Below are 11,359 nucleotides of genomic sequence, written 5' to 3'. Positions count from 1 at the left end.
CGGGGTGCGGTCGGTGGGCATCGGCGGGGTGTCGCCTACGAACGTCGCAGATCTCGCGACCACCGCGCTGGACGGGGTGTGCGTGGTCTCGGCCATCATGGCCGCCCCGGACCCGCGCGCGGCCGCCGCGGATCTGCTCGCCCGCTGGGAGGCCGGCCGCGGAACCCGCTGACCTGCGGTGCCCTGAACGGGATGAGCAGGGCACCGCAGGTCAGGGCCCTGTCCGTCAGGCGGCCGTAGGTCACGTGGCCGTGGCCTTCCTTGTTTCCTTTCGGATTCGAGCGAGTCCCGACCCGGCTCGGCGTAATTTCGAGGCCATGAGCCGTAAGCCACTCGAGATCACCCTGGTCGAGTTCCCCAGCACGTCCATGTCCGCCACCTCCGATTTCCTGGCGACGGTGTGCGGGTGGACGCCCACCGTGTACGGGCAGTCGTACAGCAATCTGGTCGGCGGCGGAATCGACGTGGGCGTGCAGGGCGACGCCCATGAGCAGTCCCCGGCGCCGCTCATGGTGATCCGGGTGAACGACTTGGACGAGGCCCGCGAGCAGGTCGAAGCCGCGGGAGGCACGATCACCTTCGGTCCCTTCGATTTTCCCGGCGGCCGGCGGTTCCACTTCCGCGAGCCCGGCGGGAACGAGATGGCGATGTGGGTGGCGGTGACGCGGCCCGATCCGCCCACCGAGTAGGGCCCGCTCACCGCTGTTCACGTTCGACCGGCAACCACAGTTCACACGTGGCCGTGCTGAAGTCGTCGGCATGCTCGAGCACGCTGAGGATCGACGGGCCGGGCCGCAGTCGCCACGGGTTCGACGGGAACCACTCGGTGGCGGTGGCCGCCCACATCCGCTGCAGCGCGGCCGGGTGCTCGCCGGAGGAACGAAACACCGCCCAGGTCCCGGCGGGGAGGTCCAGCGCGTCGAGGTCGGTGGGGACGGGGGTGTCGACGACGACGGCGACGCCATGCAGATACGTCAGGTCGGTCCCTTCGGGGGAATCGGGATCCACGTCCCCCGTGATGCTGAGGATCCCGGCGGGTTCGGTGTTCGAGAGTTCCTTGAGTCGGGCGTGTTCGGCGGGTGGGATCGACTCGACGTGCCGGCGGATGTGCGGGTTCTCGCCGTGGTGGATGAGCGGGACGCGGGCGGCGTGGCCGATCAGGCGGAAGGCGTGGTGGTCGATGATGCGGGCGTCCATGGGACTGCTCCCTTCTACGGTCAGGCGGAACCTGAGGACGGGTTGACTGCGAAGGGGGCCACCGTCCCGGCGGGCATCGGAGTGGCTGACACCGTGGACAGCACGGAACGCTCGACCAAACGCCTCGACCGACCCGTAGCCGTAGCGCACGGCGATCGTGAGCAGGTCCTCGCCGGACAGCACGTCAGCGGCGGCGACGGTCATCCGGCGGCGACGCACGTACTCCGACACCGGCATCGACGCCAGCGACGAGAACATGCGGCGGGCGTGGTAGCTCGTCGTTCCCGAAGCGGCGGCGACGGCGTCGACCACTTCGGCGACGGTGGCCTGGTGGGCGTCAGGATTGGCGAGTTGTCGTTCGATCTCGTCGACGATGCGGTTGAGGATCTCGATCACGTCTGGCTCCCTTCCTCGTCGAGTCTGCTCGGGGGCGAGGGAGCCGGCCCGACTATTGCGGACCGTTGCGGTCGGCGTCCTCCAGGTAGACGAGCCCGTTGCCGTCCGGATCGGCGAAGGAGACCATCGCGGGGATCCCGTCCAGGCGGATCAGTTCGTCATTGTGCAGGGTGGCTGCGGACTCGCGGATCGCATCATGCGCCGACTGCGCGTCGGTGGTGCCGAGTCTGATGGCGACCGGGATCTCACTGTCCGGCGGCAGCAGCACGAGGGATACCGCCGAGCCGGGCGGGACCACCTCGACCATGCGGGCTCCCGGCCACACCTCCACGTCGGTGACCAGCTCGCAGCCCAGGACCTCCGTGTAGAAGGCCAGCGCGGCGTCTTGCTCGGCGACGGGCACGGACACGCTCAGCACTCTGGTCGTCAGGGCCATGCCTCGATTAGACACCCGATCAGGCGGGGTCCGCAGGCGCGCGGAACTCCTCGGGCAGATTCAGGCGCGTGAGTTTGTCCGGGTTGGCGTGGAACCAGATCCGGGTCACGCGCCCGTCGGTCGTGCCGATCAGCCCGATCCGGGTGACACCGCGGGAGCGCACGGCCAGGCCCGGTTCGCCGTTGACCTCGACGGGCGCGACCTGCCCTTTCGCCATCTCGGCCGCTTTGACCAGGAAGTAGGCGCATTTGCGGGGGCCCACGATGTCGAGGCGGGCGGCGTTGACCTTGCCGCCGGAGTCCGAGACCACGCGCACGTCGGCACCGAGTGCCGCGATGGTGGCGTCCAGGTCCCCGGACATGACCGCTTCCACCAGTTCGCCGATAAACTGGTCGGGCGCACGCTCGGGTGGGCGCAGGTCGGTGTCGAGGCGGTGCCGGGCGCGGCTGACCCACTGCCGGACCATCGGCGCGGTGGCTTGGAGGATCTCGGCGATCTGCGCATACGGCAGGTCGTAGGCCTCCCGCAGCACGAACGCCGCCCGCTCATCCGCGCTGAGCTGCTCGTAGGCCAGCAGCATGCCGATCCGCAGGTCGTCCCGGTGCTCGGCGCTGTCCTCGGGCAGCAGGGCGGTGTCGACGGGCTCGGGCAGCCACGCGCCGGTGTAGGTCTCCCGGCTGCGCCGCCGGAGTCGGTCCAGGCAGAGTCTGGTTGTGACGGTGGTCAGCCACGCCTCGGTGTTGTCGGGCTCGGCGGACGGGTCCAGCGCGACGAGCCGGGCGAGAGCCTCGTCCGCGGCGTCCTCCGCGTCGGCCCAGGTGCCGGTGATGCGGTAACCGATTCCAAGGAGCTTGCCGCGCACGCGGTCCAGCCCGGCCCGATCCAGCAGCGCGGACGCCGCCGAATCTGCAGCCGCCGTCCCGCCCGCCACCTCCGCGGTCACGCCTGCGGCCGCTCCGGATCGATGTCGCGTTCCTCGACTCCCCGCAGCGACCGCGGGTCCAGCCGAGTGCTTATCGCGATCCGATTCCATGCATTGATGGTGACGATCTCCATGAGGAGCTGTCCAGCCCCGGTCTCCCCTCGGTGCCGCACGACTTCGGCCCACAACTCGTCGGGGACGGACTCCTCGCCATTGATGTGGGTGACGGCGTCGGCGAACCGGGCCACCACCCGCTGGTCCTCGGCTAGCTGATCTGCGCGCGAGTCCGCGAGTTCGGCGGCGAGGATGCGGGCGTCGTCCCAACCGTCCTTGCGGGCATCGCGCCGGTGCATGGAGGTGCAGTACCGGCAGCCGTTGACCGCCGACACCCGGAGCCGGATGAGGTGACTGTCAGCCCGGGAGACGCGGGCCCGCGTGTAGGCCTCCATCGCGACCATCGGCGCCATCGCGCCCGCACTGATCTTCTTGCGCTTCTGTGTACTCATACCCCTTCGACGTACGAGCGGCCCGAAGTGTGACAGCCCAGCGCGAAATTCTTTCAGCGCGCCTCGATGGCTGCCCCGGCCCCGCGGAACCGACCCCGACCGCAGGGGAAATCGGGGACAACACCTATGGCGCCGCAAGCGCCTGCGGCAATAGATTTAGCACTATGACCGAGCCGTCGAGTCCCGATGACCTGTTGCTGTCCGACTCCGAACGCCTGCATGCCCTCACCTCGCTCGGCGACCACTACGCCGCCGGCCGCCTCGACGATTCCGAGTTCCACGCCCGCTCAGGCGACGTGGCCGCGGCCCGCACACTGGGTCAGCTCCGCGGCTCCTTCCGGGACCTACCGGGCGGGATGCCGCTGACCGCGGTGGACGGCATGGTCGTGGAGTCGGCCATCGCCGGAGGCGAGGCGGCCGCGGGCGGGGCGTCGGCGGGTGCGCTGGCGTTGCCCGCGTCGGGGGCGACCGGCAGGGTGCCGGCGGCACGTGGCTCGGACGCGGACCTGGAGGACCTGCGCAAGCGCGGCAAGCTGGTGGAGTCGCTGGACGGGGTCGTGATCGGCTTGACGCTCATCGCGTTCCTCGTCCTGCAGATCGTGGTGGGCTGGCAGTACGCGTGGATCGTGTGGCCGTCGCTGGCGCTGACGCTTGGGGTGCCGCGGTTGATCCTGCGGTACAACGATTCTGACGAGAAGTCCTACGAGCAGCTCAAGAAGGCCGACGAGAAGGCCCGGTCGGACCGGCTGCGCGCGGCCAACGACCGGATCCGCGAACTGGGCGACGGGCGCGAGCAGCGGGGCTGAAAACCTCTGGGAGTGACGACGGCGACGGCGCCTCAGGTGTTCTCGAGCGCGACGCCCTTGCGCTCCGGGAGGGTGAAAGCGGCCAGGGCGGCGACGACGAAGGCGGCAGCGAACACCCCGAACACCAGTGGCGATCCGCCCGAACTGAGCAGGATCGGAACGAGCAGCGGCGCGATGATGGACGCGATTCGTCCGAAGGCCGCGGCTGCGCCGGTCCCGGAACCGCGGGTTCTGGTCGGGTAGAGCTCCGGCCCGATCGCGTACAAGGCGCCCCACGCACCGAGGTTGAAGAACGACAGGGCCATGCCGGCGGCGATGATCGTGGCTGGCGAGCCCGCGAGGCCGAACAGTCCGGCGGAGACCGCGGAGCCGGCGAGGAACACGGCCAGCGTGACGCGGCGGCCCCACACCTCGATCAGCCACGCGGCCACGGCGTAACCCGGTAGCTGGGCCAGCGTGATGATAAGCGTGTAGCCGAAGGATTTGACCAGGTCGAAGCCCTGGGCCACGAGCAGGCTCGGCAACCAGATGAAGGCGCCATAGTACGAGAAGTTGATCCCGAACCAGACGATCCACAGTCCGGCGGTGCGGCGGCGCAGTCGCGGCGACCAGATGGATTCGCGGGGCTCGTCGGTCGCGGCCGCGGGCACGGCAGCTGCAGTGGCGGCGGCATCTGCCGTGCCGGGCGCGGTGGCGGCGGGGTCGGCGGTGGCGGACGTAGTGACGGACCCGGAGGTCCCGCCTGCCGCTGCGGTGGGGGCGGCGACTCCGGCGGCGGACTCGAATTCACGGACGACGTTCTCGGCCTCGGCGTGGCGGTCCTTCGACTCGAGGTAGCGCACGGACTCCGGCAGCCCGAACCGCACGACCAACGCGTACGCGGCGGGGACGAGGCCGATCGCCAGGGCCCAGCGCCAGCCGTCGTCACTGGCCGGCACCACGAAGTAGCCGATCACCGCGGCCATGATCCACCCGACGGCCCAGAAGCCCTCAAGGATCACCACCACGCGGCCGCGAATCTTCCGCGGCGCGAACTCGCTGACCAGGGTCGACGCGACCGGGAGCTCGGCGCCCAGGCCGAGACCCACGATGAAGCGCAGCACGATGAGCATCGCGATGCCGGTCGAGAGCGCGGCGGCGCCGGTGGCCAGGCCGTAGACGAGCAGGGTCGCGGCGAAAACCTGTCGGCGACCGATCCGGTCCGCGAGCAGGCCGCCGAACGCGGCGCCGAGTGCCATGCCGACGAACCCGATCGAGCCGATCCACGACAACTCGGTGGGCGTGAGCGACCACTGGACCGCCAGGGCAGCCATGACGAACGAGATGAGGCCGACGTCCATGGCGTCCAGCGCCCAGCCGACGCCCGAGCCGAGCAACAGCTTCCGATGCTTGCGGGTGAACGGCAGCCCGTCGAGCCGCTCCGTGCGAGTGGTCATGCCCGTGACGCTACTCCGGCCCTCAGTCATTACTCAGGGCCATCCCACTCCCCGCCCGTCGGCGTTGCCGAGGCGGGTCCCACTCCCCGCCGGCCAGCGTCGCACGGGCAGCTCCCACTCCCCGTCCGCCGGCGGAAGTCTGAGTGATCTCACCAGTTTCTGGACGGCCGTCCGGGTAGGCTGAAATCTATTGTGTTCCAGGTCACAGGTTTGGGAGTTTCTCGTGGATAACACCGAAGCGGCAATTGGCGAGAATAAGAGTTACGACGTCGTCGTCGTCGGGGGGTTGGTCTTTGACGGCTCCGGCGCCCCGGGGCGACACGCGGATGTGGGGATCCGGGACGGCAAGGTCGCGGCGATCAGCGCTGAGCCGCTGGAGGTCTCGCCCGACACGAGGGTGATCGAGGCGCACGGACGGTGGGTCACGCCGGGGTTCATCGACACCCACACCCACTACGACGTGGAGATGCTCGTCTCGCCCGGCCTGCTCGAATCCGTGCGGCACGGCGTGACCACGGTGCTGGTGGGCAACTGCTCGATCACCGGCGTCTACTCCGGCACCGTCGACGTGGCCGACCTGTTCAGCCGCGTCGAGGCGCTGCCCCGCGACTCGGTCCTCGCGGCGCTGGAGGCCAAGAAGACCTGGTCCGACCCGGCCGGGTGGCGGCGCGCGGTCGAGCAGCTCCCGCTCGGCCCCAACGTGGCCTCGTTCCTCGGGCACTCGGACGTGCGCGCCTCGGTCATGGGGCTGGGGCGGTCGACCGATCCGGCGCACAAGCCCAGCCGCGCGGAGCTCCGGGAGATCGACCGGCGCATCACCGCCGCGCTCGACGAGGGGTTCCTGGGCGTGTCCACCATGACCAACCCGTGGGACAAGATGGACGGCGACCGGTACCGCTCGCGGACGTTGCCGTCGACGCACGCCTCGTGGGGCGAGTTCCGGCGGGTCAGCCGGCTGCTGCGGCGGCGCGACCGGGTGCTGCAGGGCGTGCCCAACCTCAACACCAAGGTGGACGTGGCCTTCTACGTGACCACCAGCATGGGACTGCTGCGCAAGCCGCTGCGCGTCTCGCTGCTCTCCGCCGCCGACACGCTGGCCGAGCCGTGGGTGCACCGTATTTTCCGGCCGATCGCGTGGCTGGCCAACACTGTCGGCAAGGGCAAGTTCGTGTGGCAGCACCTGCCCACCACGTTCAAGGTGTGGGCCGACGGGATCGACCTGGTGGTGTTCGAGGAGTTCGGCTCCGGTCGCGAGGCGCTGCACCTGGCCGACGAGATGGCCCGCAACGAGCTGCTCGAGCAGGAGAGCTACCGGCGCTGGTTCCGGCAGGACTTCGAGAAGCGGTTCAGCCCGCGCGTCTGGCACCGGGATTTTGACGACGCCCTGATCGTGGCCTGCCCCGACGAGACACTGGTCGGGCAGACGGTCGGCGACGTGGCGCGCGCCCGCAAGCTCCACCCCGCCGATGCGTATCTGGACCTGGTGGTGGAGCACGGCACCGACTTCCGGTGGACCACCACCATCGCCAATGCGCGCGAGAAGGTCGCCAACCGGCTGGTCAACACCCCCGGCGTGACCATCGGCTTCTCGGACGCGGGCGCGCACCTGCGCAACATGGCCTTCTACAACTTCGGCGTGCGCCTGATGGAACGCGTGCACCAGGCGCAGCAGGCCGGGAAGCCCTTCCTGAGCACCGAGCAGGCCGTCCACAAGCTCACCGGCGAGCTGGCGGACTTCTACCGCCTCGACGCCGGCCGCCTGGAGGTGGGCCGGCGTGCGGACGTGGTGGTGCTGGACCCGGCGGGCCTGGACGGCGAGTCACTGGAGTACCACGAGGAGCCGATGCCCGAGTTCGGCGGGATCGCGCGGATGGTCAACCGCAACGACCGCGCCGTGGCGGCAACGATCATCGGTGGGCAGGTGGTGTGGGCCGACGGCGAGTACGCGCCCGGGTACGGGCGGGAGTACGCCGCGGGCCGGTTCCTGCCGGCGGGCGAGACGGTGGCGCCGGCACCCGTGGGGGCCCGTCCATCACAGGAGGCTGCGGTCGAGATGCGGTAGCCACGCGCCGGGCACGGTCCGCGCCGTGCTCGCGCCGGCCGGTGATGTCGTAGCCGTCTGCAATGCTGCGCGCGTGGATCGGGTCAACGGGTTGAGGCTGGTACGGCGGATGCTGCCCCGCCGATGGAAACGCTATGTGGGGATCGTGGCCCTCACGGTGATGGTGGTCAGACCCGACCTCGCGGCGCAGGCGGCGGGGTGGTTCTGGGAGGAACGCGCCAAGCGGGCTGCGACGGTAGTGTCGGACACGATCCTTCCCCCTGCCCCGCAATGGCCGCTGCGACAAGGAGAGAATCAGCCATGAGCACCGCGAAGATCGACGACGACGTCCGCGAACTCCTCCTCAAGCCGAATCCGGCCGTTATGGCGACCGTCCGCAAGGACGGCTCCCCGGTGTCCGTGCCCACCTGGTACCGGCTGGTCGGAGATCGGATCCTGCTCAACCTCGACAAGAGCCGCGTCCGGCTGCAGCACATCCAACGCGATCCCCGGGTGGCCCTGTCGGTCATGGAGGCCGGGAACTGGACCACGCACGTGAGCATCCAGGGCCGCGTGGTGGAGATCGTCGACGACCCGGACCTGAAGGGCATCGACTCGCTGGCGCAGCACTACATCGGACAGGACTACTTCAACCGCGAGGATCCGCGCGTGGACGCGTGGGTCGAGATCGAGAACATCCACGTGTGGGGGGACCTGGCCCGATCCTGATCCCGGGCGCTGGCTGGCACTCCTAGGCTGTGAGGGCGCTCACCCTGTGGGAGCCGCCTGTCGGTGCCGAGCCCGGCACCCCGAGTTCTCCGGAGACCCTCATGTCCGACCGTTACCCCCTCGCCGACCTCAACGAACTCCCCGACGACCTGCGTGAGCGGATCCTCGCCGAGCAGGAGAAGGCCGGGTTCGTCCCCGAGGTGTTCCTGATGTTCGGCCGCCGCCCGGCCGAGTCGCGGGCGTTCTTCGCCTACCACGACGCGCTCATGGACCGCGAGGGAAACCTGTCCAAGGCAGACAAGGAGATGATCGTGGTGACCATCTCCGGGCAGAACAACTGCCTGTTCTGCGTGGTGGCCCACGGCGCGATCCTGCGCGTGGTCAAGAAGGCCCCGTTCCTCGCCGACCAGCTGGCCGTGAACTACCGCAAGGCCGACCTCACGCCCCGTGAGCGCGCGATCTGCGACTTCGCCACCAAGGTGAATCTGCATGCGGATGAACTGTGCGACGCCGACTTCGCCGCGCTACACGAGCACGGCCTGGACGACGAAGACGCCTGGGACATCGCCGCCATCACCGGCCTGTTCGGGCTGAGCAACCGGCTCGCCAACGCCACCGATATGCGCCCGAACCCGGAGTTCTACCTCATGGGGCGGGTGCCGCGGCAGAAGTAGCGCCGGGAGCGGCGTGCGGGGCGTGAGGCGCGCGCGGCGGTGGTCAGCCCAGCTCGGTGACCACGCCGCAGGCGATACGGCTGCCGCCGTCGCCGGCGTTCTGGGTGTCTGAGTCGGGTCCGTCCGGCGCATAGCGCTCGGGGATGTTGGCCAGGTTGTCCGAGCTCTCGTGGATCATCACGGCCGATCCGTCGTCGTCGAGCAGCTGGTCACGGTCCAGACGGTCGGTGAACGTGACGATCTTCCCCGTCCCGTCGCCCGCCACGTAGAGAGTCGGCAGATCGCCGGCGTGCTCTGGGTGGACGGCCTCGTCGTCGTCCCCCTTGAGGTGACCCCCGGCAGACAGGAAAGCTCCGCGCTCGCCCGGGCTGGCCGGGTTCTCACTGTCCGGTTCGCACAGGCCCGTGGTGTGGATGTGCAGGCCGTGGAAGCCCGGCGACAGGTCCACCGCCTCGACGGTGACCAGGGTGCCACCCTCTACCTCCGCGAACTCGACCGTGCCGCGCGGCTCACCCTCCGGGGCCACGAGGTCGGCCACAGCGAACTGCTCGCCCTCGGTGGTGTCGGCGAGCTCAGTGGTCTGCGGGCTCTGCGGCGTGACCTCGCCCTGCGCGGCCGGCGAGTCCTCCCCCGTCCCGCACGACGCCACCAGCAGCGCGGCCGCGGCGAGCGCGACATACGTAGAGCCCAGGCGCGTGCGGCGGCGTGCGGTGGTGGTGTGCGGCGTCATCGGACATCCCCTCGTCGACGGTGCGGCGGCGCTGATGTGAGCGCCCATGTCGGCCACCGTACCCACCTACCGGAGCAGTGCAACCGCGCCCCGGGACGGGCGGGCGCGGCCCGGTGGGCACGGTGATCCGCCCTACCCAGCTCGGCCCCTCCCATACTGTTGGCCATGCTCTTCGTGATCTGCGTGACCACCGCGGTCGTGTGCGCGGTGGCTGCCGCCGTGCTCAGCCGGTGGATGCGTTCTGTCGCCGCCTCCGATTCCCGGTGGCTGCGCAGCGGACTCCACGTGGCACTCGCGGCCGCCGGGGGCTTCGGCGCCCCCTACGTGGCGCTGGGCATGGTCGACCTGGCGACGTTCGCCGTGCTCGCCGTGGCTTGCGCACTGCTGGTGACGATCGACCTGGCCGTGTTCCGCCTGCCAGATGCGATCGTGCTCCCCCTGTACCCAGTCGTGTTTCTGGGGCTGACCGTGACGGCGGCCGAGTTCGGCGAATGGGCATCGCTCGGACGCGCCGCCGCGGGTGCCGCCATGCTGCTGGCCGGCTACTTCCTCCTCGCGCTGATCAACCCCTCCGGCCTGGGGCTCGGCGATGTGAAACTAGCCGGCGTGCTGGGCGCGTTCCTCGGCTGGCTGGGCTGGCCGGCCGTCCTCGTGGGCACGGTGGCCGCGTTCGTGATCAACGCCGCGGTGGCGCTGGTGTTGCTGGCCGCCCGCCGGGTGGGCCCCAAGAGCGGGATCGCGTTCGGCCCGGCCATGGTGGCCGGCGCGGTGGTGGGCGCCGCCTACGCCGCCGTGCGTTCAGCTGCAGTCCTCTGACGCAGCGCCCCGGCGGCGACCGTGAGCACCCCCACCACCGCGAATACTCCGGTCCACACCAGCTCCGGCGACTCGTACGCCCCTTCGGTGCGGCCGGCAGCCACCCAGGCGATACCCCAGCTGGTCGCCAGCGCGGGCGCGACCCGGCCACCACTGAGCAGGATGGTGGCGACGGCGATCGCGGCGGCCACCACGATCCCCACCACGCCCATCTGGATCCGGGTGACCACGTCCACCCCGGCGTCCGCGAGCCAGGCGTAGGTGTTGGCCAGGAACGCCACCGTCACCCAGCCCAGGTACAGCCCGAACGTGCCGTCTGCGAGCACCGTCTCAACGAGTCCCCCGGTCCGCGGCGCGCCGAGCAGGAACATCAGGCGGATGAGCACCGCCAGCAGAGCGATGATCACCAACACCGAGACTGCCAGCCAGCCGAGCTGGACCGTCCAGATCCACGCCGCGTTGAGCAGTGCCGAGGCCAGTGCCCAGGGCCGCACCGCGTGCTGGCGCGGCGAGCGCCGCGCACCCGGGGTGAGCTGCCACAGCGCGTAGCCGGCCAGGCCGAGGTAGATGACGCTCCAGATGCTGAACGCCGCCCCGGCCGGGGCGATCGGGGTGGCGTCCGCGGACAGGGCGCCACCCGCGGCCTCACTGATCGGGGTCCCGCCCAGCG

13 protein-coding genes and 1 pseudogene are annotated in these 11,359 nt (G+C 70.3%); 7 read left to right on the top strand and 7 right to left on the bottom strand.

Annotation, left to right across the window (positions count from 1 at the left end; genetic code table 11):
• Both G6016_RS10950 and G6016_RS10945 read left to right on the top strand, forming a co-directional pair.
• Positions 1–160, top strand: a pseudogene (locus tag G6016_RS10950) (thiamine phosphate synthase); the annotation flags it as partial.
• 157 nt (positions 161–317) lie between these two features.
• Complete coding sequence (locus tag G6016_RS10945) at positions 318–689, top strand: VOC family protein (protein WP_182632684.1); 372 nt, start codon at positions 318–320, stop codon at positions 687–689.
• 7 nt (positions 690–696) lie between these two features.
• On the opposite strand, the gene G6016_RS17690 is transcribed toward G6016_RS10945, so the two are convergent.
• Genes G6016_RS17690 through G6016_RS10925 form a run of 4 tightly spaced genes read right to left on the bottom strand, consistent with a single transcriptional unit; the run spans position 697 to position 3,457 of the window.
• On the bottom strand, positions 697–1,593 hold the full coding sequence (locus G6016_RS17690) for a GyrI-like domain-containing protein (protein ID WP_182632683.1): 897 nt from the start codon (positions 1,591–1,593) through the stop codon (positions 697–699).
• A gap of 52 nt (positions 1,594–1,645) precedes the next feature.
• Positions 1,646–2,029, bottom strand: coding sequence for a VOC family protein (locus G6016_RS10935; protein ID WP_182632682.1), 384 nt, complete (start codon positions 2,027–2,029; stop codon positions 1,646–1,648).
• Positions 2,030–2,048: 19 nt separating this feature from the next.
• Entirely contained in the window at positions 2,049–2,972 is a 924-nt protein-coding gene (locus tag G6016_RS10930) for a sigma-70 family RNA polymerase sigma factor (RefSeq protein WP_338403585.1), read from the bottom strand.
• A complete protein-coding gene (locus G6016_RS10925; protein WP_241730209.1) occupies positions 2,969–3,457 on the bottom strand; it encodes a carboxymuconolactone decarboxylase family protein in 489 nt (162 codons plus the stop codon). Before G6016_RS10925 ends, G6016_RS10930 begins: the two co-directional genes overlap by 4 nt.
• A 164-nt stretch (positions 3,458–3,621) precedes the next feature.
• Between G6016_RS10925 and G6016_RS10920 the strand changes: the two genes are divergently transcribed.
• A complete protein-coding gene (locus G6016_RS10920; protein ID WP_182632680.1) occupies positions 3,622–4,263 on the top strand; it encodes a DUF1707 SHOCT-like domain-containing protein in 642 nt (213 codons plus the stop codon).
• Between the two features lie 32 nt (positions 4,264–4,295).
• Here G6016_RS10920 and G6016_RS10915 read toward each other — a convergent pair whose 3' ends face one another.
• Entirely contained in the window at positions 4,296–5,699 is a 1,404-nt protein-coding gene (locus tag G6016_RS10915) for an MFS transporter (protein ID WP_182632679.1), read from the bottom strand.
• Between the two features lie 223 nt (positions 5,700–5,922).
• On the opposite strand from G6016_RS10915, the gene G6016_RS10910 reads away from it, so the two are divergent.
• The 3 genes from G6016_RS10910 to G6016_RS10900 all read left to right on the top strand — a co-directional run bounded on the left by G6016_RS10910 (position 5,923) and on the right by G6016_RS10900 (position 9,143).
• Positions 5,923–7,761: an N-acyl-D-amino-acid deacylase family protein gene (locus G6016_RS10910; protein WP_338403584.1), complete on the top strand. Its 1,839-nt coding sequence runs from the start codon at positions 5,923–5,925 to the stop codon at positions 7,759–7,761.
• 300 nt (positions 7,762–8,061) lie between these two features.
• Entirely contained in the window at positions 8,062–8,469 is a 408-nt protein-coding gene (locus tag G6016_RS10905) for a TIGR03618 family F420-dependent PPOX class oxidoreductase (RefSeq protein WP_182632678.1), read from the top strand.
• Between the two features lie 101 nt (positions 8,470–8,570).
• Complete coding sequence (locus G6016_RS10900; RefSeq protein ID WP_182632677.1) at positions 8,571–9,143, top strand: peroxidase-related enzyme; 573 nt, start codon at positions 8,571–8,573, stop codon at positions 9,141–9,143.
• 43 nt (positions 9,144–9,186) lie between these two features.
• Here G6016_RS10900 and G6016_RS10895 read toward each other — a convergent pair whose 3' ends face one another.
• On the bottom strand, positions 9,187–9,921 hold the full coding sequence (locus G6016_RS10895) for a superoxide dismutase family protein (protein WP_338403583.1): 735 nt from the start codon (positions 9,919–9,921) through the stop codon (positions 9,187–9,189).
• A 117-nt stretch (positions 9,922–10,038) separates the two neighbouring features.
• Between G6016_RS10895 and G6016_RS10890 the strand changes: the two genes are divergently transcribed.
• Positions 10,039–10,689, top strand: a complete 651-nt coding sequence (locus G6016_RS10890; protein ID WP_182632676.1) for a prepilin peptidase — start codon at positions 10,039–10,041, stop codon at positions 10,687–10,689.
• On the opposite strand, the gene G6016_RS10885 is transcribed toward G6016_RS10890, so the two are convergent.
• Positions 10,656–11,359 (bottom strand): TspO-related membrane protein (locus G6016_RS10885; RefSeq protein WP_182632675.1); only part of this gene is annotated, 704 nt, incomplete at its 5' end. The two genes, G6016_RS10890 and G6016_RS10885, sit on opposite strands and share 34 nt — an antisense overlap.

The organism is Dietzia aerolata, assembly GCF_014144865.1.
GTDB classification, from domain to species: domain Bacteria; phylum Actinomycetota; class Actinomycetes; order Mycobacteriales; family Mycobacteriaceae; genus Dietzia; species Dietzia aerolata.
This window is presented reverse-complemented; position numbering and strand designations above follow the sequence as displayed.

Coding starts and splice junctions, on each gene's coding strand:
- G6016_RS10945 (WP_182632684.1), top strand. CDS start 318: ATGAGCCGTAAGCCACTCGAGATCACCCTGGTCGAGTTCCCCAGCACG.
- G6016_RS10935 (WP_182632682.1), bottom strand. CDS start 2,029: ATGGCCCTGACGACCAGAGTGCTGAGCGTGTCCGTGCCCGTCGCCGAG.
- G6016_RS10925 (WP_241730209.1), bottom strand. CDS start 3,457: ATGAGTACACAGAAGCGCAAGAAGATCAGTGCGGGCGCGATGGCGCCG.
- G6016_RS10920 (WP_182632680.1), top strand. CDS start 3,622: ATGACCGAGCCGTCGAGTCCCGATGACCTGTTGCTGTCCGACTCCGAA.
- G6016_RS10915 (WP_182632679.1), bottom strand. CDS start 5,699: ATGACCACTCGCACGGAGCGGCTCGACGGGCTGCCGTTCACCCGCAAG.
- G6016_RS10905 (WP_182632678.1), top strand. CDS start 8,062: ATGAGCACCGCGAAGATCGACGACGACGTCCGCGAACTCCTCCTCAAG.
- G6016_RS10900 (WP_182632677.1), top strand. CDS start 8,571: ATGTCCGACCGTTACCCCCTCGCCGACCTCAACGAACTCCCCGACGAC.
- G6016_RS10895 (WP_338403583.1), bottom strand. CDS start 9,921: ATGGGCGCTCACATCAGCGCCGCCGCACCGTCGACGAGGGGATGTCCG.
- G6016_RS10890 (WP_182632676.1), top strand. CDS start 10,039: ATGCTCTTCGTGATCTGCGTGACCACCGCGGTCGTGTGCGCGGTGGCT.